This is a genomic window from Gordonia sp. CPCC 205515, from assembly GCF_048537925.1.
GTDB lineage: Bacteria > Actinomycetota > Actinomycetes > Mycobacteriales > Mycobacteriaceae > Gordonia.
Genome location: NZ_JBCLVJ010000008.1, coordinates 635,533 through 659,323 on the forward strand (window position 1 = coordinate 635,533; position 23,791 = coordinate 659,323).

Here is a 23,791-nt window from a genome sequence, read left to right on the forward strand (position 1 = left end):
TCTGACGAATTCGTCAGAACTGACCATCGGATAGTCTCAGGGCGTGCGCCAGGAAGTGACAAGTGATGTGAGCGTGACCGACGCCTGCGGTGCCGAAAGCCTCAGCCGGACCGAGCGCCGCAAGGCGAACACCCGTGCGGCGTTGATCCGGGCCGGCCAGAAATTCCTGGTCGAAGGACGGACGAATGTATCGGTCCTCGATATCACTTCGACGGCCGACGTCGGTAATGGCTCGTTCTACAACCATTTCAGCACGAAGGAGGAACTCTTCGACGCGGCCGTCGACGCGGCGTTGGAAGCGCATGGCGCCCTCATGGACGAGCTGACTTCGGGCCTCGCCGACCCCGCCGAGGCGTTCGCCCAGAGCTTTCGACTGACCGGTCGAATCCATCGGCGCCAACCGGAACTCAGTCTGATCATCCTCGCGCGGGGAAGCCGGGCCTTCGCGTCCGATCACGGTCTCGTCCCGCGCGCCACCCGCGACATCAGGGCCGGCATCGATGCCGACCGCTTCGCCGTCGACGATCTCGACGCCGCCGTCGCCGTGGTGGCCGGTGCAGCAATAGGTTTGGCGCAGCTTATCCTGGTGCAGCCCGATCGCGATGATGCGCAAGCCGCCGATTCGGTGACACGACAGGTGCTGCGCGGGCTGGGCCTGTCGGCCGGGGATGCCGCCGAACTATGCGCACGTCCACTTCCGACGATCGACAACGTGCGTAGGCTCTGACCCTTACGTCAGAACTGGCGGGTCTGCGGGCGCGATCGGCGCGATGCTCATCGTGATCGGTCTGCGCAGGGGTAGTTACCTAGTCAAACCAGCCGTGACATATCCGCAGCACCGGAGGAGACTTGTCAACACCACTGGCCCGGCGGCCGGTCAGATGCAAGCGGTCGTAGACGTTCTCCCATACTGTCGTTGACATCGAGGCCGATTACCGTGGCACTTCGTCGAAATCTTACGGGCGCGTTGATGGCCGCCCTCGTGACCGTGGTGTTGTGCGCACCTGCGGGCATTGCCAACGCGGAGCCGGTCCCAGACCCGCGCAATGATCCCTTCTACTCGCAGCCGGCGTCGTTCACCGGCCGCACACACGGGCAGCTCCTCAACAGTCGCCCCGTCGATATCGGTGTTGCTGGAGTCAAACTGCCGTACACGGCCTACCAACTCAAGTACGTCAGCACCGACACCACCGGTGCGCCCCAAGCCAACGTTGCCACGGTCCTCAAACCTTTGTCCCGCACATCGTCGCCAAAGCTGGTGTCCTATCAGCCCGCGATCGACAGTCTGTCCCACCGGTGCGATCCGTCGTACCAGTTGCGCTCCGGGAGCAGTCTCGAGATCCCGTTCATCGCAGTCCTCCTCAATCAAGGCTGGACGGTCGTGGTTCCGGACTACCTCGGACCCGATCACCCATGGGGCGCAAGTTACGTCGAGGGCCACGGCACGCTCGACGGCATCCGCGCCGCCGAAAACTTCGCCCCAGCAGGACTTGGCGGCCCGGCGACACCGGTGGCACTGACCGGTTACTCCGGCGGGGCTCATGGTACGGAGGCCGCCTACGAACTCGCCCCGACCTATCCACCGGAACTCAACATCGTCGGAGCCGCCATGGGAGGGTTGGGGGCCGAGGAAAGCCAGGTACTGCGCGGCGCCAACGGGCGACTCTTCTCCGGGGTCGTGTTCGCCAAGTTATTCGGCCTCGAACGCGCCTATCCCACCATGGGAATCGGCGACATGCTCAACGCGAGGGGCAGGCAACTCCGAAACAGGATCGCTGCCGTGTGCGTCTTCGAATACACCGCCGCCTACGCATTTCAACGCGTCCAGTCGTACACAATGAATGGCATCGACCCCCTCTTCGTGCCGGCCGTCACGGTCGTTTTCGCCAAGAACAACGCCGGTGCCCTCGGCGCCCCACGAGCACCCAGCTATTACTACAACGCCAGTGCCGACGAACTCGTCGAACCGGCCAACGTCAACAAACTCGCAGCCCGGTACTGCGCACGAGGACTGAAGGTGCAGTCGGTCACCGAAGCCGGAGATCACGCCACTCTGTGGGTGACGGGCTTTCCCGGAGCCGTCAACTGGATCGCGGGACGCTTCGCGCGCACGCCCGCCCCGAGTGCGTGCTGATCAGTCCGTGGAAGCACCGGACTGGTGTGATCGGCGCTGACAGCGTGGTTCAGCTCAGCATCGCCGAACCCCGACTGTTGCGGAACCTTCGGTGGGCCGCTGGCCGCCCTCGGGCAGAGCACGGCCGTCGGAGAGTTCACTGCCGAAGATTCGGGCACACTAATCGTCGACAAGGGAGTCATCCGCATCCACGGTATCCACGTCGCCTACACACTGGCGTTGGCACCCGGGAACATGCGAGGCCAAAGTCCAACGGGCACAGAAGGTCCACACGAAGTAATGTCCGGTCGATCGGTGGCGGAAGTTTCGGCAGGCCGTTTACGGAACGATCAATGGCGCTGAACCGTCGCCGAGGCGAAGGACGGTGAAGTGTCGGTGATCGAGAGTGGCGATCGTCTTGGTCCGATACACGTCGGCCAGGACGATGTTTGACGCGTCGGCCACACCGACGGGTATGTCTGAATACTGTCGAACGATCGCCGCCGCGGCCGACAACCGCTCGCGCGGCATCACGGCGAGTTCCCAAGCACCCGAGGTCAGTTCATCGAGCACGATGCCTTCAATATGAGAGCCATGGCGGGTCATCACGAGGTAATCGAGCTCGGCCACAATGTACGGCGACACAACCAAGGGCTCATCCGATGCATCGATCACCACCGAGACAGCTTCATGCTGTGGCTCAGCTGCGTCGAAGTAGGCCAGCAGCGCACTCGTGTCGACGATCACTCGCCAAAACCCTCGAGCAGCTCGTCGACACGCTCCGCAATGGGTTCAGTGCCTGAAAACAGCGCACCCCGGGGCCGAGGTGTGTTACCACTCAGAGCTTTTCGCAATGCTTGCCGCACAATCTCTGCCTCCGGAAGCGATTGCCGGCGTGCTTCGAGTTCGATGGCACGCTTCAAATCGTCCGGGAGGTACAGGGTGGTCTTGGCCATGCCATACATGGTACCACCGGTGGTAAGCCACCCGTCGTTGCACGGACAGCAATCTCCCGGTATTCCTCACAGCTTGATCCTCGACTGCGCGGCACCCCCGCACCACACGGCGCGGATCGCGGTTGTCGCCGCTATCTCGGCGAGTGGACCCCCGTCGATCAGCACCAGGTCGGCGCGCTTTCCCACCACGATGGCGCCGCGATCGGTGAGTCCGAAGGCCTGCGCGGGAAGGATTGTCGCAGACCGCAGTATGTCGATGGGGCGCATGCCGACCTGTGCCATAAATCCGAACTCCTCGTGCAGGCTCGAGCCGTGCCGGATCTGGGCGGGCACGCCCGGCGACGCGTTCGAATCGGTGCCCGCCAAAACCTCGATGCCCGAATCCACCACCGCGCGTAGGTTGCCGAGCAGTCCGTCGAGCGGTGCGCGGCCGGCGAGGATGCCACTCATCATCGTCGTGGTCGGCACCGCGATCTGACCCGCGGCCTTCATCGCGGCCAGCGAGCCGGGGGTGAGCGGTCCGTCGATGGGGAGGTGCGTGATGAAATCGGCGCCGGCGTGGACGGCCATGTCGTAGGCACCGACCGACGCCGCGTGAATCACCGACGCCTGGAACCGACTCTGGGGCACCGCTATACGTCCTCGCCCATCGTTGTTGAAGCGACTGATGGCGCGGCTGGCTGGTTGAGGACAGTGATGCCGGCCTTGGAGCCAATGGCACACGATTTATCCCGTCTACACACGGGATTCTGTGTGCGGTTGGTGCATTTTGTGTGTTCACGCCGAGAGTCCGTAGTCGGTCTGCGCGACACCGACCTGAACAGCCGCAGAGACCTCCAGGCTCATCGTCACACGTGGAGTCCGATCGGGACGTGACCTGTAGCGGTGCCGCCGGGGCCGAGGAGTTGTCGCCCCATCCGCTTGACGGTGCGCAACGTGACCGTGCGTTCGAGGACTTGCAGCCCCGGAATGAGCTGTCCCAGAGAACTTTCGAAGTGCGCGCCTTCGTCGTTCGACCGCGCCCACGTCGACAGCAACAGGTTGCACCGTCCGGTGACCGACGCGCACAAACGCACGTCGGGGTGCCGGGCAAGGGTACGGCCCGCAGTGTCGAGCTGTGCGGAGGGCACGTTCATCCGGTAGGTGACCACCAGCGGCCAGCCGGCGAGGTGTTGCGCGAAGTCGCACCGCAGGGTGATCTCGTCGCGGCGAAGCATGCGTTGCACCCGGCGGCGCGCAGTCGGTTCGGCGATGCCGGTGATGGCCGACAGCTCAGTGAAGCTGCGGCGGCCATCCTCACTCAGTGCGCGCAGCAGTTCCTCATCGGCGCCCGCGGCCGGACCCTGATCACGGTGGGTGGTCGCCGGATCGAGGGTCGTGCGCTGGTCGCGGTCGAGGGTCCGCACGAGCCAGTCACTGCCCTCCCGATACAGGTGCAGGCACATCCGGGTGGTCACCGCCCGGGCCGGTGCCGGTAGCGCCGCCAGATCGCCGATGGCACGAGCCAGCGCCGGTGGATCGGTGGCGACGACGCCGAGGAACAGATCGAAGTCGCCGGCCACCTGTTCGACGCTGAACACCCAGGGCAGTTCGGTGAGGTGCCCGATCAGCGGTTCGAGGTCGGCTGGTCTGCACTGGAGTTCCAGGTAGGCGACCACCGACTGCGTCGGGTCGTGGTAAGCGGTGACCCAGGCGAGACCGGCATCGGTGAGGCGTTCCCATCGTCGTGCCGCGGTCGATGCGCTCATGTCCAACGCGGCCCCGATCCGCGCCCACGGCGCCCGTGGATTGATCTGCAGCGCCTCGATGAGCGCCAAGTCGACCTCGTCGAACCGCACACCGTCCACAGCCCCACCCGACGAACTGTCGGATTCCAGCGAATCCGACGTCGTGCTGTCGGAATCGAGCATCTGCGAGGAGTTGACTTGCATGCTTCCTAGTATGAACTCTCCTCGGCAGTGAGAGCTCACCACCGATCAGTCTTCCCAGGAAAGGGTTTCCGATGACAACGGTCAGTCCCCACGCCCACACCCTGCCCACCGGCACGCCGGCCGAGTCCGGCATCGACCTGCTGATGCCCGGCCTGACCGAGCTGTACCAGGACCTGCACCGGCACCCGGAGTTGTCAATGGCCGAAACCCGCACCGCCGCTATTGTTTCCGACACACTGCGCGCCCAGGGCTGGGACGTCACCGAGCATGTCGGCAGCACCGGAGTGGTCGGAGTCCTGCAGAACGGGCCCGGACCAGTGGTTCTGCTCCGCGCCGACATGGACGGATTGCCGGTCCAGGAGGACACCGGGCTCGACTATGCCTCCACCGATACCGGCATCGACCCGGACGGTCGCGAGGTGCCCCTCATGCACGCATGCGGCCATGACGTGCATGTGACCTGCCTACTCGGTGCCACCGCGATCTTCGCCGCCGACCGGTCGACCTGGTGCGGCACCCTCGTCGCGGTCTTCCAGCCGGGCGAGGAGACCGCTCAGGGCGCGCAGGCGATGATCGACGACGGGTTCCTGGACCGGTTCCCGCGACCCGATGTGTGCCTGGGACAGCACGTCGGACCAATGCCCGCCGGTACCGTGGTGACGCGCCCCGGCACCATAATGGCCGCTGCCGACAGCTTCCGCATCCGGCTGTTCGGTCGTGGCGGACACGGCTCGAGCCCCGAGAACACCGTCGACCCCATCGTGATGGGCGCGGCCGTCGTCGGCCGGCTGCAGACCATCGTCGCGCGAGAAGTGGCCGCCGGAGACTCCGCGGTGGTCACTGTGGGCTCGTTCAACAGCGGCCACAAGGAGAACATCATCCCCAGTGAGGCCGAACTGAAGATCAACGTCCGCACGTTCGACGAGGCGGTGCGCGACAACGTCCTGCACGCGATCCACCGCATCGTCGACGGTGAGGCGACCGTGTCGGGCGCTCCCAAAGAACCCGAATACACTGCGCTGAACAACTTTCCGCTGACCGTCAACGACGCGGCGGCTACCGAGACGGTCGTCGATGCCCTGACCGGCGCGTTCGGACCCGACCGGGTGCAGGCCATGCTGCGGCCGCTGGCGGGCAGCGAGGACTTCGGCGTCTTCGGTGACGCCGCCGGCTGCCCGTCGGTGTTCTGGCACTTCGGCGGCACCGACCCGAAGCTGTTCGGCGACAACGACACCAAGGAAATCGGCGCACGCTCGGCACTGCCCGCGGCGGTGCCGACCAATCATTCCCCGTTCTTCGCCCCGATCATCGACCCCACGCTGCAGACCGGCATTCAAGCGTTGCTCGCGGCGGCGGCGGCGTGGAACTCACCTAATATGTAGCAGTTGAAGTGGGACGAGTAGGCCCCTGCTGCGCCGGAAACTCGCCGCGAGCGAGGTCGGTCACATGCGCCCGATCTGGTCGAAGGTAGGTGGCACTATCGCTTGGTGTCTTCTCGTCCAAGCGTCGTCATCTCCGGGATCAGCGCGGCCGCTGCGCGCGGAGGGATCGTCTTGGATCCCAAGCAGCAGGAACTCGTTGAACGGCTGGCTGACCTGGAGTCGCCGCTGCGCAGTCTGTCTGGATCACGGCGTGGTCTGTATATCCATGGACCGGCTGGGCGCGGCAAATCATGGTTGGCCGACGCGTTCTTCAACGCAGTGCCCACCTCGCGGAAGGCTCGCGTGCATTTCCATAGCTTCTTCGACGATCTGCACCGCCGTCTTCATGACCGTCGTGATGAGAGCCAGGCTTTGCAGCGGGCGATCGACGATGTCACGGGGCGAAGCCGTTTGCTGCTATTCGACGAGCTTCACGTGCACGATCCCGGAGACGCTCGACTCTTGACGCGGCTTCTCGACTACTTCTGCAAGCGCAGAATCACCGTGGTGGTCACGTCGAACTACGCTCCCGATTCATTGCTGCCAAACCCTATCTGGCACCACGTCTTCGAGCCCGGTATTGCGTTGATCAAAACGCATCTCGACATCTTCGAACTCACTGGGACAATTGACTACCGGACCGTCGAGCACAGCCACGATCGGGGATTCGCTGCTGGTGAGTGGACCATAGCGGCTGATTCCATATCTGCCACCTCCGAGCCGGCATCGCTTGCTGTCCGAGATCGTCGGTTCCCGGTCCTCTCCGTGCGTCCCGGACAGCTGGTCGCCACCTTTGCTCAGCTCTGCGAGTCACCGGTATCGGCGATCGAGTATCTGCAGTGGGCGCGGACCTACCGACACTGGGTGATCTCTGAAATCCCGCGGTTCGACGACGCACACCCGGAGGCCCAGCAACGCTTCATCAATCTCGTTGACATCCTCGTGGAGACCGACGTCTGCGTCTCATTCGTCTCACCCCACAGGTTGACCGAGTTTCTCAGCTCAGCGACCAACGGTCGACCCGACGCGTTTCGCATGAGCAGCCGCATGCAGCTGCTCCGCAAGTAGCGACCACGTCGTTCAGCGAAATCGACTGTTGAACAGCGCAACTGGTAACAATGCGCCACCGAAGTCAGACGAGCTCGTTGCGGTGCCGCGCCGCAACTCGGACGCAGTCAGCCTAGCGGTACTCCGGATTCTGAAAATCGTAGCGGCACCCTGCATCCCAGCCCGAGCGGATATTGCCATACACAGGGATCCCGCCGGCATCCTTGAGCACGCGGGCGAGGTGAATCAGGTTCCACGTCATGAAAGTGGTGTTGCGATTGGTGAAATCGTTGTCCGGACCACCCGAGCCGGGATCGAGGTAAGAAGGCCCCGGACCAGCCTCACCGATCCAGCCGGCGTCGGCCTGCGGCGGGATCGTGTAGCCGATGTGCTGCAGGGTGTACAGCACATTCTGCGCACAATGCTTGACGCCGTCCTCGTTGCCGGTGATCAGACACCCACCGACCCGGCCGTAATACAGGTACTGCCCGGCATCATTGAGGAGATGCGATCCACCATAGAGCCGTTCATGCACCTTCTTCATCACCGAACTGTTGTCGCCCAACCAGATTGGACCGGCCAAGACGAGGATTTCCGACGCGAGCACCTTTTCGAAGATCTCGGGCCAGTCATCGGTCGCCGCGCCGTGTTCACGCATATCGGGCCAGACTCCGGTGGCAATGTCGTGGTCGACGGCCCGGATGACCTCCACGTCAACGCCCTGCGCGGCCATGATCCGTGTGCTGATGTCGATCAGCCCCTGAGTGTTACTCACCTCGGGCGACGGCTTCAACGTGCAGTTGATGACCAGCGCCCGCAAGTCGCTGTAGTCGGCGGGCGGTTTCGGCTCGGACACAGTCGTCATTGTCCCGCTCTTAGGCGCGTGACATGCGGGTTTCGCGGAGACGACCTGCACATCTGTACACGTGATGCCCGCTGCAGGTCTCGGATGCCGTCACGTTCGGACCGATCCCGTGACGAAGGCGTCGAGTTGACGTAGGGATGAGGTCATCCCATCCTCGTGATCCCGGGCGGCGATGCCCCGCGGCACGTTCTCGGCGGTGATCTGTACACGCGTACCATTCTCGACGGCGGAGACCGACCAGGTCATCGTCATCGTGCCGGCGAACGATGGATCGTCCGACTCGAAATCGATCGCCTGAACCACCCGGTCATCAGGCACGATCTCGAGAAAACGTGCCTGCACCACATCGGAATCGACGCTGGATTTGCCACCCGACGCGGGGGCGTCGTCGTAGGTCAGCGTCAACCGATATGCCCCGCCGCTGCGGGCATCGAAGTGCGCGAAGTGCCCCGTCATACCCGCGGGCGGAAGCCATTCGACGAGTGCGTCCTGATCGACGAGAGCCGCGAACACGCGTGTCAGCGGTGCTCGGACCACCAGCGATGCGACGTCGGTTCGGCCGGATCGGTTGGTGCGCTCCGGTTCACGCCACGGCCGTGGATCACGCCCGGTGATCGCCACAGTTCGTTCGAGCAGGTCGACGTCGTCGAGCGCGACCTGAGTACCCCACAGAGCCGGAACCGGGGCGTCGGGGACGAACACCGCCACGTGATCGTGGCACGCCGCGACCAGCTCCGCGGGCGGGTCGAAGGGTTGACCGGTCGCGACGGCGAGATCCCATCCATGGACGATCACCTCGGTCAGGACGATGCGACCCCAAACGGCGTTGCTGAGTGCGAGCCCGCCGTTGTCGGTATCACCCACCCAGGGGTCGGGGACCGCCCACGCGCGACCGAGTCCCAGCACGTGTTCGGCCACGAGTCGACGCTCGGCGGGGGTTCGCACGGCATCAATCCGGTCGACATCGAGTTGGGCTCCGGCCATCTCGGTGAACCCGGTGGCGAACTCCTCGACATGCTCGAGCAGTCCGGCGACGTCGTAGTCGGCGCACGGCGTCGGCGCGGCCAGGACGTCGTCGGACACCGACTCCACCAGTCGGCTCAGGTCCGCGCATGCGTCGCGGAAATCGATGACATCGCTCAGTCGTCTCACTCCCATGATGAGACTGACTTGGGGAGGACGGGAAACTCACCGCACCGCGGTGCTCCGACGGTTCATAAAATCCGGCCGCCCCTTCGGCAGAATGGGGTGATGCCGTACGGATTCGACATCGATGATGCGTTGCACCACCAGCTGCGCACGCCAGTCCCTCCGGACGTGCTGGCGTGGGTTGAGCGTGAGACAAGGCATCGGGTCGTTGCGCAGCGGCCTTTGCAAGGCGGCCAATCCACCGCGATTCACCGACTCGTGCTTGATGGCCAAGACGACGTCGTTTTGCAGCGATTCGTCTTGGACTGGATCTCCGAAGAACCGTGGGCTCCGGCCAACGAGACCCTGGTCCTGGGCCTGCTAGCCGACACGGCAGTGCCAGCGCCCCACATCATTGCCGCAGACCTGGACGGGCAAGACACGGGTGCGCCCACGATACTCATGACCGCACTCCCGGGCACCCCCATGTGGGATCCACCAGAGTTGGACCCCTGGTTGGATGCCACGGTCGCGGTCATGATGACCATCCACTCCACACCGGCACCCCAGCAATTGCGTCCATGGGAGCCCTATGCGCCAGAGAACGCGCCGCCACCGTGGACTCGCCACCGCTGGGCATGGGACGTCGCGTTGGCTGCTTACCACGATGAACGCCCCAGCCACGACCGGGTGTTCTCACATCGAGATTTCCATCCCGGCAACATCCTTTGGCGGCGCAACGTCATATCCGGCGTGGTCGATTGGGTTTCATCGTGCGCAGGCCCCGTCGAGGAGGATGTCGCGCACTTCCGTGTGAACCTAGCGATACACCACGGACAAATCGTCGCCGACCGCTTCCTGCAGCGCTGGATGCACGCCAGCGGCCAGGTCGAATACCACCCCTATTGGGATCTGCTGACTGCAGTGTCCATGGCCGGCGACGTCCCTGACTATCACCTCGACGAATTCGTCGCAGCGGCCTCCGGCCGACTCTGACGACCGAACACGTCACCACCCGAACCGGATGCCCCCGTGGGGTATTCACAAGTATCGACAGTTTCTCCCGATTGGTCGAATGTCTGGCATTGGGCGACCAGCCACGACGACGCCGACGACACCAGCCTGGCTGTGAAAGTACCGTCGGCCGCTCTCCATGCCATACCTGGCAGCTTTCATCCGACGCTCGGGTTTGTCGTTGTTGAGTTAGACCAGTGGCGTAATTATGGTGTGCCACAACATTCTCTGGATCGCCGCTACCAGTAGCGTCACCGCTGTCGTCTACCAGCCGGTGCCCAAGAACTCGGCGACCTCGGTGTCGAAACGTTGCGGTTGCTCGAAATTGATCAAGTGCCCACAGTCGTCGAACACCGACAGTGCGGCTTCGGGGATGCGGTCGGCCAGGTCCACGATGTCGGCACGTGGGATCAGGTGGTCCTGGCCCCCACCGAGGACCAACGTCGGTGCGGTAATGTGGGCCGCGGCCTCGCTTCCGTCGAACTAGAGACAGAAGAAGAGCGCGAACGAGAGGGACAGTGGCGACTCCTGGGCCTCCTGCGTGGCACCGATCTCCCTCGAGTTCCGTTGCCGGGCAACGGGGAGCCAGGCGATATCATTCCGTTGGGACATCTGCTTCGTGCCGAGTTCAACGGCACCCTCCATCGGTCGACTTCGGCACGCGACTCCACGACGTTGCCTATGCGGTCGCGGCCTCCACGCAAATGACGCAGTCGGACAACGAGATCGGCAATCTTGACCCGGTGCGTCTGGTGGAAACCAGAGGGTGAGCCAATTGGCATCATCACTCAACGTATCGCTCACTCGCGCCCTTGATGCCGGGGTGAGAGCACCGCGGGTCGCTGGCGACGAGGTGTCTGGCGCGAATCCGAAGCAACGCAACACGTTGCACGACCGCCAGGTTGGCTATGGGTTGGCGGTCGCCGCGACACCGTCGTGGCCACCGACTGTGGGTCGATGGCAGTGCAGGACCTCACCGAGGTGATCAGCGAGGATGCGTGGCAATGCTCGGCGAATCGCTACCCACAATCAGTCTGCGGATCGCCGATCACGAGCACAAACACCCAGCCCAGCATGACGACGAGAACCGCCGCCGCAGATGCCGCCAGTCTGAGCCAGCGGTAGCGATCCATTTTGTGCCGCAACAGAATTATGCGAGCGATCATGAATACGCCACCGCAGAGCATCACCACACTGACGGAGCTGAGCAACCACTGCCAGCGGGCCGCGTCGGAAGCACGCTCGGCCACGCTCAGGCTCCGATCGCAGAAGTCGCCGCCGCCCTTGGTCAGGCCGAGCGCGACCATGCCCGCCAGGATTGCCAGAAATGGTGACGCGACGACGTAGACCCATGGCCAGAAGTCGGGTTGCGACGAACGTACCCGGGTGCCAGATGACGTCGGCGGGACCTGCCCGTCACAGTCACTCACTCGTGCTCATCCTCCTCAGCCGTAGCGCCGGCACCGAGTGTCAGATCCGGATTTAGCCGATAGTAGCGCAGCGCCGGGACCTGCAGACTCTTATGTTTGCGGACATTCGCACTTCTAAATATCCGGGCGAACACGAGAGTATCGGACGAGAATCTCGCTGTCCCGTAACTCTGCTGACCCGGGCCTCGGGGGACTGGTCAAGAACTGACCGGGTGCCCAGCGGTGCCTGTGTCACGGGTGATCGGACTGTCGTGAACTCAGTCCGGCGCAAATCCGCCGACGTCCATCGAGATCCAGATCAGCGCCAGCATCATGAACACGAGAGTGAAACCCACCATGAGAGCGCCGACGGCCCAGCGTCCACGCTGCCACCGCCAGAGCAGCAATCCTCCGAGACCACAGACGACCACCGGTGGCGTCGCCCAGACGAGCCAGTACACGATGGGCGGGCCGGGCAACGTCGATGCCCGCTCGTACGACGGAACAGCATAGGCACCCGGCAGGTCAGGAACCGTGACCAGCGCCCACACGGCCGAGTAGAAGGCCAGCACGCAACCGACGATGAAGGCCACCGCCGGGATCAGCACCGTCAGCGCTTCACGCACGATGTCCCATCGACGGACCCCAGCCCGCATGTTCGCGCCTTCCTGTCTCGCTCAGCATATCCGCCACCGTGCTTTGATCGGGCTATCCTGCTGTGGTGGCGGCAGTCCGAGCAGCATGGTGGATATTGGCCGGACTCGCAGCGGTATTCACCGTCTGGGAGGCCGGCCAACCCGTCGGTACCGTCTCGCTCTCATGTGCCAAGAGTGGCACGTTGTACGAGTCGGGCGTCCGCAGCGGAGCAACCTGTGACGACTCGATGATCGACGCGCTGGGGGTCTGGCCGCTGATTCAACTCGGTGTTCTGTTGGCGGTGGCGCCGGTGGTCGCCGCGGTGTGCATACGGGTCTGGGTGTCGTGGCTGGCGTGCGCCGCCCTCGCAGTGCTTGCCGGATTCGGCCTCGGGCACTGGGCAGGCTTCTGGATTCTACTGTTGCTCGCGGGTGCCCCCATGACTGTTGTTGCGCTGGTGATTTCGGCCGCACACCTTGGCGTGCAGGTGCGCCGTAACTCTCGGCAACCCGATACCGCACCCGTGTCCTGATCGGATCAGCATGGTGGACGGGTGCTGTCCTCGTTCAGCGTCCACCGCAAGTCCGTCCCACCACGCCCGGCAGGCAGGTCGAATGCGATGGCGCGCGTCGGGACGTTTGATCCGTGGTGACGACCAGACGACCCGTGATGGCCGATCCGCTTGCAGCACAACGGCCGGGTCCGACAACAGACGCAGCCACAGGCGGCTCGGCGGACGGCTTGGCTCGATCAGATCGTCGAGAAATGATCTGCGGTGGCGCGGGCTGGTTGCGCTGCCGAAACTGGACGATCTACGACGACACGACGCGGCCGAGATCGACGATTGAATGGTGCCGGAAATCGTCCTTTCGATGTGCTCGGACGACCTCGAGCCGTCCAACGTACAAGGGCTCGGCCGTGCCAGAAACGCGCCTGGTATTCGAGAAGGGCATGCGCCGTCACCCAATGAGATTCGGTGACGGCGCATGGCGTGGTCGACGGGTCCGGTCAATGCGCCTCTCGGCAAACGGCCGCTCGCAGCGGCAAATGGGGTGGGGCCCGGGGCAGAGAATCCGAACACCGTCGCGTACTGCAACTGCGCAGACTGGCTCGTTATTCCGGCGGCCGCACGCGCACCCTCGACGATCTCGAGCCGCAGCCCCGTCTCTCCGTCGGACGTAGCGAGATCTCGACCACCCGCGACGGCCGCAACAGTGATCCCGACTGCTGCCGTGCGGAATCCCTCCGGATTCGGCTTGCTGGCCGTGACGTCCTCGGCGGTGACCGCCACCGCCGCGTTCGACCACGGCGTGCGAGTCGACCAAGGTGCCGTCCATGTCGAGGAGAACCGCTCCGGCGTGAATCGTGATCGTGGGGTCACCGTGTCGGGTCGGCGTTGACTCCCGGTGGAACTGTCCGGGTGATGGCGGCATCGAGATCCACGGGTTCTGACCACGTCATCGGTTTGTCGGGGAGTCGGCGTAGTCCGCAGTCGGTGATCCAGTAGATGCCGTGTCGGTCTTTGGTCAGGTGCGGGTGTGCGGTGGCGACGGGATAGCTGGCCAGCGGCAGAGTCTGCGTGTCGAGCAGGGTAAGCAGCCAGAACTTACCGCGGGCGATGTCGTAGTCAGTGGGCCCGGGAAGCGGCCACCACGAACGCGGGTCGTTGCGGTGCGGGTTCGGGATGGGCGGATGGGTGACGATCCACGCCGTGTCACCGGCTTGGCCGGCGGCCAGCACACTGCGGCCCAATCTGATCGGCGTGCCGGCGCCGAGATCGTCGTGGATTGGAAACACCCAGTCGTCGAGCAAGATTCGGAGCGGGTGGGAGAACACCCGACTGGCGAGGAGTCCGTGCCGTCCATCGTTGGGCAGGGCTGGCCCTAGCGTCATCTGGCCGTCGGTGGTGATACGCAGGAGCCGCGTGTGCCGATGCGGGGAATGTGAATCGACAGCGACGATGAACGCGCCGCCGTGCACGATGACCGAACCCGGTGCGTAACCGGGGAGAATCGCGCCGATCTCGGTGCGCGCACCGCGCGACGATGCGAGGACGAGCCGCCATCCCGTATCGGAGATCTGCTCGACGTAGAGTGAGATGGCGTCGATCGTGGGTGACGGGCTGCCGGCGATCTGTCGAATCGGCAAGCCGTTGGTGCAGCTGAACGTGGTGTCGCCATCGGTGATCGTGCAGCCGGTTGGTGTGGCGCGGATGGTTCGCCCAGAAGCGACGGCACCCGAGAACAAGTACTCGGTGGCCGACTCATCGGTGATCAGCGCTGCGACGGGTAGTTTCTCGTCGACGACCCAGACACCCTGATCGCCCGCCGAAACAGATTGCGGCACAACGCGGGGGCGCGCCGGCCGCGGCGGGAGATCATCGAGATCAAGTTCGACGAGGACCCCGATCTCGCCGTAGACGACCGCGCCGGCCGTCACCGAACCATTGTGCAGTGCGTCCCGATCGAACCATCGCGGAGCTGTTGCAACATCTCGATACCGACGAGAGCCTGCCGGCATCGGCTCCCAGAAAGCACCTGCCGGAGCGTGAAACGGGATCGACACCACCTGAATTCGCTGGACACGACCACGGACCTCACTGTTTCCCCGATAGCTGATGGAATACCAATGGCAGAGATGACCGGTCAGAGTGACGGCCCCCGTCAGCGGGCGTTCGCCGCGCCATGTCGCTTGCCAACCGTCGCCGTGGAGATCGCCCGTCCAGTACCAGTGCTCGGGTGCCGACCGAGATGCTTGGGCGCGTCGCGGGTTGCGGTGCAGGTCGAGGACCGCGTGGACGGTCATCGATTCGGCGGGTCGTGCGGCACTCTCGGTGAAGTCGAGCACCAGTACGGAGATCGAACCGATTCGGGGAGGCGGGATGGCACCATCCTCGATCGCCAGTTCGTCAACGAAAACGGTGAGCGTACGGCGGCTCATGCGCCTTTCTGCAGGTTCGACACATCAGCAGAATAACAACTTGGGGATGCAGTCTGAATACTGTCGGTGCTGCTGCGCAGCTACTCGGTATCGAGGTCAACGAGCAAGAGTTCTTGGCGAAGCAGTCCTGTTTCGCCTTCGCGCGGTCGGTACCAGTGAAGCGTCTCGGGTGGTTGGGCCAGTTCGTAGAACCATTCGGTGCCGGCAATCGGTTCCGGCCTGGTGAACATGACCCGGGGGTCGGGGTTATCGATGTTGGCGCTTGGTCGGTGATCGACGACAATCGAAACCAGTTGGAGACGTACGACGGTTGCGATCACCGGATGGGATTCGGCGCGAGCTGTCGCACTGCCGACGGGTGGCCGGCCTGTTATGTGTACGGCACCGGTGAGAGTCAGCGTCTCAGGGACGTAACCGTATACCTGGCAATCGATTTGAACCGGGCCACGGCGCGCGATTGCCCTCAGCCGCTGATGCTTCTCACCGATGAGCTTCGGTGGCTGCACAATATCGGCGGGGCGTAGATCCGCTTCGAATCGCCAATCCGGTCGAAGACTTTCCACTGTGTGGCGTATCCATGGTTCCAGAACAGCCGCCATGCCGCGGTCTCACCGAGCTGAGGCGGCGGAGAGGATTCGTTGTATGCGCCGTGGTCGAAGGTGGCCGGCAGAATCAACGGGCGCCCCTGGTTGAGCCGCTGTCAGCGGCAAGGGCTATGGATCGTTGCGACGCCATACAGTGCACTGTAGGCCCGATCACCCGTGCCGGCGACAGTGCAGCCCGACCAGCTTGAGGGGTCTGCGGCTGATTGTTTCGCAACGAGGCTCGCTCATACGTGCGCTCGTCGCCGATGTGCTCGCCAGTGATGTCGACGTGACCATCGCGGCTGAGATCGCGCACCGAACCTCGATCCTGCCAATAGTTCTGGACGGGATCGGCGATGCGGTGATGCCGTCGTCGTGGGCGCAGATGGCCGAACAGATGGGCGCCACCCTCCACCACATCGATCCCGAGACCAATCTCCACGTGGCTCTTGTGAGCCGCACCGGCCACCTCACCCCGCCCGCGCAAGCCTTGGTGGCCGCAGCCACGACACACGTCGATGCGGCGTCGGACTAGGTCAACTGGTACTCATCACGATGGGCGTCGTAGAGCACCGGCAGGATGTCCTGGGTTCGCCCGGTCTCTTCGATATTGTGGCGAATCCAGTGCTCGGCAGAGCTTTTGCGGTAGACGAATGGTCGGATGGCGTGGTTGAAGATTACTCCTGCGGGGGAGGGGTCGAGTCCGATCAGTGTCTCGGCGTAGAAACGGACCCCGCCCTTCTCCTCGTGATACCGGTGGATGATCGTGCCCGCGGTGCGACCGTTGGCCTGGATATCGAACGAGAATTCCTCGTCGTCGAGCCTGGTGGTGAGCATGGGTTGATGAATCCGGTCGCGATAATCGTTGAACTGCTCATCGATGCGTGACAGCGCGCCGACCTGAAACCCCGAATTAGTCTGTCCGTCAACCGAAGTCAGAGGCGTCACGGCAATATGATCGCGGTGATGCCACAGGTGATAGAAACTGACCTCCGGGCCACTGAAGTCGACGCCATTCCAGGTGGTGGTCCGGGCGAGGTTTTGGAACCACCACTTGATCATCTCGGGTGTGACACCACGGATGACATCGTGCTCGATCTGCACCCGCACCCGACCCTGACGAATCGTGATGTCGACCCACTTGGCCGAGCTGACCGGTTTGAAGTCCAGGGTGCCTGCCGCCTCGAGGGCGGCGCGCGCCGCGAGTCGCCGGCGACGCAGGTCGTCGGTCGTCGCGCCACGCCACGACGCGGCGATCCGGTCGGTAACTTCCTTGGCGTCCAAGCTCATTGGGGTTTCCGCTTTCTCCGGTCGTTCGCTCACAAATCACCATTCGAGTACATGTGTCGGGACCGACTGAGATTGTGCTCGCGGTCAGACAGCGACGGCACTGTCTGAGGCAGCGACAATCCAGTTACTGAACTCGACTGCGAGGTGCCATCGGTGTGCCGCAACGTATGTCGATGGGAAGCGGCCCGGGAACTCGACGGTGAGCAGTGCTTCGAGTGCGCCGTCGTGGTCGCGGAACTGGTGGCGCACTCCGCCAACGGCACACCCATCGTCGAGCAAGGCGCGCCCGGCGAGCTGGATTGGATATGCCGGATCGATGGGCACGGTCAATCCGTCGACATCGCTGTAGTCGACGACGAATCGAGTGGCGGTCGGGCTGCCACCGGTGGTTTCGATGACTTCCTGCCGGCCGCCGCCCAACCCGCGCAGGAGGTAGTGGTCAGGGCATGCGCTGAGTCCGTTCTCGTCGGAGGACTCCGCCAGCGCGCTGAACCACGACGCGAAGTGCTCGGCCGAATACCCCGGGACCCGCAGCCGCACAACGCTGTGCCTCGTTCGGCCCTTGCTCATCGCAACCGTCATTCGCGCAATCCGTTCCGACATCACGAGCTCGTTCTTGAGCATCGCATGCACTCCGCCCGCGCCAAGACGAACCTTCATGGCGGCCAGCGTGGATCGCTGTGTGGTCAGAGGCTGACTCAGAACATCGTCGATCGTGCGATCCGCGAGCACTTCGGCCATACCCTGAATGCCCAAACGCCTGCGGAATTTCTTCAGCACCGTCCTGGTGCGCTTGGCCTCCCACCGCCTGAGTTCGGCGGTGGCAATTTCGTCACCGCTGATGAATGCCTGAATGTCGTTGGTAGTGACCATTTATGCTCCTTGGATGCTGGGTAATGCACACCCAGGGTGGCGATTCTGTCTCTGTGGGCGCGTAGGTGAGGCGCGGGTCCAGTAATTGCGGGCACCGACCCTCGTCGATCTGTCCCAGGCCGGTTGTGACTAATGCGAGCACGTCACGCGTTAATGCGACTATAGAGACGCGAGTCACAAAGCGCAAGAGTTGCCGATGTGCCGGTTGCGCCGTCCTGACATGCGCGTTTACGATCAAACGCAAGTATCAGTCGTGTTAGTGGCCGCGTGTGTACGGCCGTGAAGTCGGCACTGCGAGGGGTGAGGCATTGACAGACACACCACGACGCCGCACGGGCGGCCGATCAGCACGGGTACGGCAAGCAGTGATCGAGGCGACGTTGACTGTCATGGCCGACAAGGGCATGGCCGAGTTTTCCATCGCCGACGTCGCCACACGCTCCGGTGTCCACGAATCATCGATCTATCGCCGTTGGGGCACCCGCGATGCCCTGATCGTCGAGACCTTGCTCGACAACAGCGAAATGCTGATTCCGGTGCCCGACACCGGAGCGGTGCGCACAGACCTGACCGCGCTGGTCACCGAGATCATCGCCTACCTCTCCACCGACCGAGGGCGCGCACTCAACCAGGTTCTCGCCGCCGGTGGCGACGACTCCCGCTGGGCCGCAGTGCGACTCGAGTTCTGGAGCACACGACTAGCCCGGACTCGCCCCATCATCGAGCGGGCCATCGCCCGTGGGGAGATCGCCGCGGACGCCGATCCGCAACTGATCCTTGAAACCCTCATCGCCCCACTGCAGTTCCGCGCATTGATCGTCCGAGAACCCTTCGACACGCACTTCGCCGCCGCCCTGGTCGACCTCGTCCTCGACGGAGTCGGCATCAGCGCCCCACCCAGCTGATCGAGCCGACACCCGCCGAGACGCCCAGGTAGAAACCGGAACCTTTCTGCGGACGTCATCGGCGCAGAGTGACCTTGTCGAGCGCGGCCTTCACCCTGCCGGCGAAACCGCGCCTCGTCCGTCCCTCCGGGACAGACGGGCGCGGTTCACATTCCGGTGGAGATCGATTGGGCGGACGCCTCAGCGGTGGGTCGCACCGACCGCTTCGCTGGACACGGATGCAAAAGCGTTGCCGCTGATGGTGTTCACGATATCCCGCCACAGCGGCCGGGGGAGTGAGTGACCCATTCCAGGGTAGATGGTCAGTGTTGAGGTCGGCAGGGTCGCGTGCAACTCGTGGGCGGCGGAGGGATCAATGAGGCGGTCCTCGCTGCCGTGGATGATGGCGGTCGGAATGCCGACATGCCGCAGGTCGTCGAGACGGTCCGGTGACGAGGCGATGGCCGCGTATTGGCGGTCGGTGGCGTCGAGGTCATTGTCGCGGTCGAACATCTCCGAACCTAGGCGGCGGAGCCAATCTTCGTCATGCGGGTATTGGGCTGACGCGCAGGGTGATTCGTTGAGTAGGTAGCGGGCAACAGCTTCGGTTCTGGTGCTGGCGTCGGGAAGATCTGCGCGTTCGGCAGCGACGTCACTGCGGATGTGTGCGGTGTTGGCGGCGGTGTAGATCAGGGCCAGGGAGCGCACCCGGTCGGGGTGGGAGATGGCGATCTGCTGGGCGATCATGCCACCCATCGATTGCCCGACAATGTGCGCCGAGGTGATATCGAGGGCGCTGAGCAATCCGACGCTGTCGGCAGCCATGTCGGCGAGGTTGTAGCCGCCGTAAGGAAACTTGTCGGACAGACCGATATCACGATTGTCGTGCCGGAGGACATAGTAGCCTGCGTCGGCGAGTAGTTCGCAGAGTTCGTGATGCCAGCCTAGATAGTGGGCCCCGAGCCCCTGGATCAGCAGCATCGGCGGGTCGGTGGGATCCCCGAACGTGTCATAGGCGATGCGCACGCCCGAGTCGGTACGGATGACGTTGTTGGACATGGTATTTCCTTTTCTGAGGGTAGTGGATCAACGAACGGATCGGACACGCATGATCAGGACGCCGGAGATCACCGCACATACTGCGCCGAAGCAGTACAGCGCGATGTAGCCCCCGAGCCAGGTGATCAACGCTCCGGCGATCACCGAGGACAGGATCTGGGGCAATCCGGTGGCGACCGCCAGGATGCCGAAGTCGCGGCCCTCATTGGCTTTGTCGGGCAACACCAGTGACATCACGGCGAGGTCGACGGCAAAGTAGATCCCGACAAAAGCTCCCGACAAGATGGAGTAGATGATCATGCCGGGCCAGGTCGGCATCAGAATCGGCACGAGCATCGACAGGCCCATGCCGGCCGCACTGACACCGACGAACAGTTTGCGCCGATCGAGTCGATCGGCCAACCAGCCGGCGGCGGTGGCGATCACGGTCCAGGTGACCACCGAGATCGTCGACAGGGTGCTCACCGCGATGGCGACGTTGCCGCCGGGCAGGTTCTGGGCGCCGATGTAGTCCTGCATGGTGTAAAAGAGGTAACCGCTGACCGTGAAATAGGAGAGGAACAGGGCCGCACGGCTGAAGAACGCGAACCGGAAATCCCGCGCCCCGAACGCGGCGAAGAATGCGGCGACGGTGTCGCGCCGACGACCTGTTGACGGGTCTACCGCGCTGCGGGCAAACTCGCGTGAGGACCCTTCCGGTGCGCCCGCCACGAGCAGCAGGCTCGCCGCGAGAAACAGACCTCCGACGATCGCGTAGCCTGCGACCTGGCTGACGCGACTAACCAGGTTGACGGCGAACAAGATGCCCAACGGTGTGCCCAGACCGATCACAGCCGAGGCGACACCACGCCGGTCGACGGGGACACGGTCGGGCAGGATCGCCGAGATCGCGCCCTGGTAGAAGTTGGCGACAAACCACAGCGCCATGTAGCTCAACGCCAGTGCCGGCAGGCTGGTGCTCAGGCCCATCGCGACCATGAGGACTGCCGAGCACGCCGACATGATCACGATCCACGGCGTGCGGCGGCCAAATCGAGACCGAGTCCGGTCCGAGACAGCACCGCCGACCGGCAACGCGATCATCGATGCGATCGCCGCGAGAGTGGTCAGCAGCGCCAGGTTGCCGACCTTGCTCGCCGGGTCGATGTGTTCGATCTGGGCGGGCAGCAGGATCTGCTGGATGCCCTGAAACAGACCGTACATGGCGGTCGTCGCCGGCAGCAGTAGGGCCAGCAGACGCCGCAGGGGCACCCGGTCGGTCAGCGGTGAGACCGCCGACTCCGTATTGATCAGCGCTTCAGTCATGGCTCTCCGTGGTGTCTGTCGACGAGTAGGACGAGGGTGACCCCCATCACCTAATACGTATTAGGTGATGGGGACTGTACGGTACTGATACGGCAGTGGGCAATAGGCAATCGCAGAAAGGTCGCGGCGTGAAACGGGTGACCAGCAAGGATGTGGCGCGAGCCGCCGGGGTATCGCAGACGACAGTGAGCTTCGTTTTCAACGGCCGTGACGATCAGGGCATCTCGACCGATACCCGCGATCACGTGCTCGCCACCGCCGCCGCGTTGGGCTACGTGCCCTCGGCTGCGGCGCGGTCGCTGCGCATGGGCAGCAGCGAGGTGGTGCTGTGCCTACTGCCGGATCTGTCAATCTCCCAGGAGACCGAGGAGTTCAAGGTCGAACTGAGTCGCTCACTGGCCGAGGCATCGTTGACCTGTGTGTATCTTCACCTGGCCGGCAATCGTCATCCTCTCGCCGAGCTCTGGAGGCAGGTCCATCCGGCGGTCATCGTCACCTTTGGGCAGCTGAGTTCCGCGGACGCTGATGCGATCCGGCACGCGGGAATCGGACTGATCGAGGACATCCTCGGCCACGACAGTGACGACCTCATCGGCATTGATCAGCGCGAACTCGGACGCATGCAGGTCCGCTACCTCGCGGCGGCCGGGCACCGGTGCATCGCCTACGGCGCGAGCACCGACCGCCGCGAAGCCCCCTTCTGTCGGCCACGACTGGACGGAGCCCGCGAGGCGGGCGGCGAACAGGGCCTGCCGCCGATCATCGAAACGCCAGTGGGCGATCGAGCATCGGCGGCGTCGGCTATCGACGATTGGCACCGCACCGGGGTCACCGCGATTGCGGCCTTCAATGACCTCACCGCGCTGCGCATTATCGCGCAGTGCCGCGACCAGAGCATCAGCGTGCCCGGCGACCTGGCGGTGATGGGCATCGACAACCTGCCCATCGCCGAGCTCAGTGTGCCTGCGCTGACAACGATTTCGATGAATCTGGCCGCGGCGGCGCGACGGCTTGCGTGCGCAGTCGTGGAACTTCTCGGCCGCGACCTGCCCACCGCGTTGCGACAGCCGACCGATCACGACACCTTCAGAATCGTTGCCCGCGAATCGGTATGAGCGGACACGACTACGCCGGTTAGCGATCTCGAACGCGTCAGTCTGGTGCCGATGGAAGGTGATCTCGGGTACCGACGTCGTCCTCGTCTTTGCGAGCCCTGAAGATGTTCGCGGCTTCCGGGTGGAGGGCACTGTGAATCAATCTTCTTCTTTTTCTCCTGTCCGATCCGAATTAAACCGAGAGTAGCGCAGCACCGTGACCTGCAGACTCTCATGTTTTATCGGACTTTCGCAGCGCCCCAAATAGCATAATTATTCGAAGCCAATACAGATTGCCGATACCTTTGGATTCCACTCGAATATTTCATTTGAAATATGAACTAGAACATCCGCTCCCGACAAATTGAGCGAGAATTGTCATTTGCCACCGCTATGGGACCACCTGGATTGCCACGAGCATGGGACCACCTTGGCGCGCTACTGAGGATGCTCCGCCGGGTCTGGTCGGTCAAGTCCGGGGCGGTGTCGCTGTCGGTAGGACGGGCCTTCGATGACCAGGGTGTGGGCGCGTGAGGTGAGGCGGTCGATGGCTGATTGGGCGAGCAGCGCGTCGGCGGTCATTGTCAGCCACTCAGCAGGTTCCCGGTTCGAGGTGACGATCGTGGTCTTGGCTTGATGTCGTTCGACGACGAGTTCGTAGAAGTCGTTGGTTTCGGTCGCGTCGAGCGGGCGAAGTGCGAAGTCGTCGATGACCAGGACGTCGACGGCGGTGATGCGGCGTAGTTCAGCGTCGACACTGTTGTCGAGGCGGGCGGCTTTGAGGCGGTGGAACAGTTTGTCCGCGCGGGCGAACAGTACGGTTTTGCGGCGGCCGATAGCCATGTGGCCCAATGCATTTGCCAAGTGTGTTTTGCCTACTCCGACTGGGCCGAGGAGGATCGCCGAGTGGCCGGCGTCGATGAACCGCAGGGTGGTGAGATCCTCGAGCAGGGTGCGGTCGTAGCGTAAATCGTCTGCCGCGCACCAGGTGTCGATCCTCATGGCGGGGTCGAGTCCGGCTTTCGCCGAGCGCCGCGCGGCGGAGCTGGACTCGCGGCGCGAGACCTCGTCGGCGAGCAACTGCTGTAGGAACGTCAGGTGTGAGGTCTTGTGTTGGCGTGCCAGGGCGGCGCGTTGGGGCAGGGTGTCGGCTAGTACTACAGCCGTAGATCGCGGTTCGTGAGAATCTTGCGGCGTGTTTGCGCAGGTTAGGGCGGTTGTCGGGGCATGATTCGGAATTTG

The 23,791-nt window shown here is 63.8% G+C and carries 26 protein-coding genes; 10 read left to right on the plus strand and 16 right to left on the minus strand.

All coding sequences use genetic code 11. The features are described from left to right. Positions 1-43 precede the first annotated feature (43 nt). Together AAFP30_RS14830 and AAFP30_RS14835 are read left to right on the plus strand one after the other, a co-directional pair. Positions 44-727, plus strand: coding sequence for a TetR/AcrR family transcriptional regulator (locus AAFP30_RS14830; protein WP_419230686.1), 684 nt, complete (start codon positions 44-46; stop codon positions 725-727). A gap of 243 nt (positions 728-970) precedes the next feature. Next, positions 971-2,134 carry a lipase family protein gene (locus AAFP30_RS14835; protein WP_419230687.1) on the plus strand — a complete coding sequence of 388 codons (1,164 nt, stop codon included), beginning with the start codon at positions 971-973 and terminating at the stop codon, positions 2,132-2,134. 318 nt (positions 2,135-2,452) lie between these two features. On the opposite strand, the gene AAFP30_RS14840 is transcribed toward AAFP30_RS14835, so the two are convergent. The 4 genes from AAFP30_RS14840 to AAFP30_RS14855 all read right to left on the minus strand — a co-directional run bounded on the left by AAFP30_RS14840 (position 2,453) and on the right by AAFP30_RS14855 (position 5,000). Further along, positions 2,453-2,860: a PIN domain-containing protein gene (locus tag AAFP30_RS14840; RefSeq protein ID WP_419230688.1), complete on the minus strand. Its 408-nt coding sequence runs from the start codon at positions 2,858-2,860 to the stop codon at positions 2,453-2,455. Continuing rightward, positions 2,857-3,069 (minus strand): CopG family transcriptional regulator, encoded by a 213-nt coding sequence (locus AAFP30_RS14845; protein ID WP_419230689.1) that lies wholly within the window; start codon positions 3,067-3,069, stop codon positions 2,857-2,859. Before AAFP30_RS14845 ends, AAFP30_RS14840 begins: the two co-directional genes overlap by 4 nt. Positions 3,070-3,135: 66 nt before the next feature. Beyond that, a complete protein-coding gene (locus AAFP30_RS14850; protein ID WP_419230690.1) occupies positions 3,136-3,699 on the minus strand; it encodes an amidohydrolase family protein in 564 nt (187 codons plus the stop codon). Positions 3,700-3,917: 218 nt separating this feature from the next. Then, the gene (locus AAFP30_RS14855) at positions 3,918-5,000 is read right to left on the minus strand and encodes an Lrp/AsnC family transcriptional regulator (RefSeq protein ID WP_419230691.1); all 1,083 of its coding nucleotides are present in this window, start codon (positions 4,998-5,000) and stop codon (positions 3,918-3,920) included. Between the two features lie 143 nt (positions 5,001-5,143). Between AAFP30_RS14855 and AAFP30_RS14860 the strand changes: the two genes are divergently transcribed. Together AAFP30_RS14860 and zapE are read left to right on the plus strand one after the other, a co-directional pair. After that, on the plus strand, positions 5,144-6,382 hold the full coding sequence (locus tag AAFP30_RS14860) for an amidohydrolase (protein ID WP_419230737.1): 1,239 nt from the start codon (positions 5,144-5,146) through the stop codon (positions 6,380-6,382). Between the two features lie 105 nt (positions 6,383-6,487). Then, a complete protein-coding gene (zapE, locus tag AAFP30_RS14865) occupies positions 6,488-7,489 on the plus strand; it encodes a cell division protein ZapE (RefSeq protein WP_419230692.1) in 1,002 nt (333 codons plus the stop codon). Positions 7,490-7,601: 112 nt separating this feature from the next. Here zapE and AAFP30_RS14870 read toward each other — a convergent pair whose 3' ends face one another. Next, positions 7,602-8,333 (minus strand): flavodoxin family protein, encoded by a 732-nt coding sequence (locus AAFP30_RS14870; protein WP_419230738.1) that lies wholly within the window; start codon positions 8,331-8,333, stop codon positions 7,602-7,604. Positions 8,334-8,423: 90 nt separating this feature from the next. Then, positions 8,424-9,485: a TIGR03086 family metal-binding protein gene (locus AAFP30_RS14875; RefSeq protein ID WP_419230693.1), complete on the minus strand. Its 1,062-nt coding sequence runs from the start codon at positions 9,483-9,485 to the stop codon at positions 8,424-8,426. 99 nt (positions 9,486-9,584) lie between these two features. On the opposite strand from AAFP30_RS14875, the gene AAFP30_RS14880 reads away from it, so the two are divergent. Next, entirely contained in the window at positions 9,585-10,457 is an 873-nt protein-coding gene (locus tag AAFP30_RS14880; protein ID WP_419230694.1) for a phosphotransferase family protein, read from the plus strand. A gap of 282 nt (positions 10,458-10,739) precedes the next feature. Here AAFP30_RS14880 and AAFP30_RS14885 read toward each other — a convergent pair whose 3' ends face one another. The 3 genes from AAFP30_RS14885 to AAFP30_RS14895 all read right to left on the minus strand — a co-directional run bounded on the left by AAFP30_RS14885 (position 10,740) and on the right by AAFP30_RS14895 (position 12,540). Further along, on the minus strand, positions 10,740-10,916 hold the full coding sequence (locus AAFP30_RS14885; protein WP_419230695.1) for an alpha/beta fold hydrolase: 177 nt from the start codon (positions 10,914-10,916) through the stop codon (positions 10,740-10,742). Between the two features lie 578 nt (positions 10,917-11,494). Further along, complete coding sequence (locus AAFP30_RS14890) at positions 11,495-11,905, minus strand: hypothetical protein (protein ID WP_419230696.1); 411 nt, start codon at positions 11,903-11,905, stop codon at positions 11,495-11,497. A 257-nt stretch (positions 11,906-12,162) separates the two neighbouring features. Next, a complete protein-coding gene (locus AAFP30_RS14895) occupies positions 12,163-12,540 on the minus strand; it encodes a hypothetical protein (RefSeq protein ID WP_419230697.1) in 378 nt (125 codons plus the stop codon). Between the two features lie 65 nt (positions 12,541-12,605). On the opposite strand from AAFP30_RS14895, the gene AAFP30_RS14900 reads away from it, so the two are divergent. Next, positions 12,606-13,052, plus strand: a complete 447-nt coding sequence (locus AAFP30_RS14900; protein ID WP_419230698.1) for a hypothetical protein — start codon at positions 12,606-12,608, stop codon at positions 13,050-13,052. Positions 13,053-13,752: 700 nt separating this feature from the next. Continuing rightward, positions 13,753-13,920, plus strand: coding sequence for a hypothetical protein (locus AAFP30_RS14905; protein WP_419230699.1), 168 nt, complete (start codon positions 13,753-13,755; stop codon positions 13,918-13,920). On the opposite strand, the gene AAFP30_RS14910 is transcribed toward AAFP30_RS14905, so the two are convergent. Together AAFP30_RS14910 and AAFP30_RS14915 are read right to left on the minus strand one after the other, a co-directional pair. After that, positions 13,898-15,460, minus strand: a complete 1,563-nt coding sequence (locus AAFP30_RS14910) for a hypothetical protein (RefSeq protein ID WP_419230700.1) — start codon at positions 15,458-15,460, stop codon at positions 13,898-13,900. The genes AAFP30_RS14905 and AAFP30_RS14910 overlap by 23 nt on opposite strands. An 80-nt stretch (positions 15,461-15,540) precedes the next feature. After that, positions 15,541-16,059, minus strand: coding sequence for a hypothetical protein (locus tag AAFP30_RS14915; protein WP_419230701.1), 519 nt, complete (start codon positions 16,057-16,059; stop codon positions 15,541-15,543). 139 nt (positions 16,060-16,198) lie between these two features. Between AAFP30_RS14915 and AAFP30_RS14920 the strand changes: the two genes are divergently transcribed. Beyond that, on the plus strand, positions 16,199-16,579 hold the full coding sequence (locus AAFP30_RS14920; RefSeq protein WP_419230702.1) for a LysR substrate-binding domain-containing protein: 381 nt from the start codon (positions 16,199-16,201) through the stop codon (positions 16,577-16,579). Here the strand turns inward: AAFP30_RS14920 and AAFP30_RS14925 are convergent. After that, entirely contained in the window at positions 16,576-17,334 is a 759-nt protein-coding gene (locus tag AAFP30_RS14925; protein ID WP_419230703.1) for a hypothetical protein, read from the minus strand. The two genes, AAFP30_RS14920 and AAFP30_RS14925, sit on opposite strands and share 4 nt — an antisense overlap. A gap of 84 nt (positions 17,335-17,418) precedes the next feature. After that, complete coding sequence (locus AAFP30_RS14930) at positions 17,419-18,207, minus strand: hypothetical protein (RefSeq protein ID WP_419230704.1); 789 nt, start codon at positions 18,205-18,207, stop codon at positions 17,419-17,421. 365 nt (positions 18,208-18,572) lie between these two features. Between AAFP30_RS14930 and AAFP30_RS14935 the strand changes: the two genes are divergently transcribed. Further along, complete coding sequence (locus tag AAFP30_RS14935) at positions 18,573-19,112, plus strand: TetR/AcrR family transcriptional regulator (protein ID WP_419230739.1); 540 nt, start codon at positions 18,573-18,575, stop codon at positions 19,110-19,112. A 180-nt stretch (positions 19,113-19,292) separates the two neighbouring features. On the opposite strand, the gene AAFP30_RS14940 is transcribed toward AAFP30_RS14935, so the two are convergent. Further along, the gene (locus tag AAFP30_RS14940) at positions 19,293-20,150 is read right to left on the minus strand and encodes an alpha/beta fold hydrolase (RefSeq protein ID WP_419230705.1); all 858 of its coding nucleotides are present in this window, start codon (positions 20,148-20,150) and stop codon (positions 19,293-19,295) included. Between the two features lie 27 nt (positions 20,151-20,177). Then, entirely contained in the window at positions 20,178-21,455 is a 1,278-nt protein-coding gene (locus AAFP30_RS14945; protein WP_419230706.1) for an MFS transporter, read from the minus strand. Between the two features lie 128 nt (positions 21,456-21,583). On the opposite strand from AAFP30_RS14945, the gene AAFP30_RS14950 reads away from it, so the two are divergent. Continuing rightward, the gene (locus AAFP30_RS14950) at positions 21,584-22,570 is read left to right on the plus strand and encodes a LacI family DNA-binding transcriptional regulator (protein WP_419230707.1); all 987 of its coding nucleotides are present in this window, start codon (positions 21,584-21,586) and stop codon (positions 22,568-22,570) included. A 417-nt stretch (positions 22,571-22,987) separates the two neighbouring features. Here AAFP30_RS14950 and AAFP30_RS14955 read toward each other — a convergent pair whose 3' ends face one another. After that, a complete protein-coding gene (locus tag AAFP30_RS14955) occupies positions 22,988-23,788 on the minus strand; it encodes an ATP-binding protein (RefSeq protein ID WP_419230740.1) in 801 nt (266 codons plus the stop codon). Positions 23,789-23,791: the final 3 nt, after the last annotated feature.

What these genes read in the sequence shown, in the direction of transcription:
- AAFP30_RS14910 (WP_419230700.1), bottom strand. Translation starts at nt 15,460, where the DNA reads ATGAGCCGCCGTACGCTCACCGTTTTCGTTGACGAACTGGCGATCGAG.
- AAFP30_RS14835 (WP_419230687.1), top strand. Translation starts at nt 971, where the DNA reads ATGGCCGCCCTCGTGACCGTGGTGTTGTGCGCACCTGCGGGCATTGCC.
- AAFP30_RS14925 (WP_419230703.1), bottom strand. Translation starts at nt 17,334, where the DNA reads ATGAGCTTGGACGCCAAGGAAGTTACCGACCGGATCGCCGCGTCGTGG.
- AAFP30_RS14860 (WP_419230737.1), top strand. Translation starts at nt 5,144, where the DNA reads ATGCCCGGCCTGACCGAGCTGTACCAGGACCTGCACCGGCACCCGGAG.
- AAFP30_RS14915 (WP_419230701.1), bottom strand. Translation starts at nt 16,059, where the DNA reads ATGGCGGCTGTTCTGGAACCATGGATACGCCACACAGTGGAAAGTCTT.
- AAFP30_RS14940 (WP_419230705.1), bottom strand. Translation starts at nt 20,150, where the DNA reads ATGTCCAACAACGTCATCCGTACCGACTCGGGCGTGCGCATCGCCTAT.
- AAFP30_RS14855 (WP_419230691.1), bottom strand. Translation starts at nt 5,000, where the DNA reads ATGCAAGTCAACTCCTCGCAGATGCTCGATTCCGACAGCACGACGTCG.
- AAFP30_RS14945 (WP_419230706.1), bottom strand. Translation starts at nt 21,455, where the DNA reads ATGACTGAAGCGCTGATCAATACGGAGTCGGCGGTCTCACCGCTGACC.
- AAFP30_RS14930 (WP_419230704.1), bottom strand. Translation starts at nt 18,207, where the DNA reads ATGGTCACTACCAACGACATTCAGGCATTCATCAGCGGTGACGAAATT.
- AAFP30_RS14895 (WP_419230697.1), bottom strand. Translation starts at nt 12,540, where the DNA reads ATGCGGGCTGGGGTCCGTCGATGGGACATCGTGCGTGAAGCGCTGACG.
- AAFP30_RS14880 (WP_419230694.1), top strand. Translation starts at nt 9,585, where the DNA reads ATGCCGTACGGATTCGACATCGATGATGCGTTGCACCACCAGCTGCGC.
- AAFP30_RS14870 (WP_419230738.1), bottom strand. Translation starts at nt 8,333, where the DNA reads ATGACGACTGTGTCCGAGCCGAAACCGCCCGCCGACTACAGCGACTTG.
- AAFP30_RS14845 (WP_419230689.1), bottom strand. Translation starts at nt 3,069, where the DNA reads ATGGCCAAGACCACCCTGTACCTCCCGGACGATTTGAAGCGTGCCATC.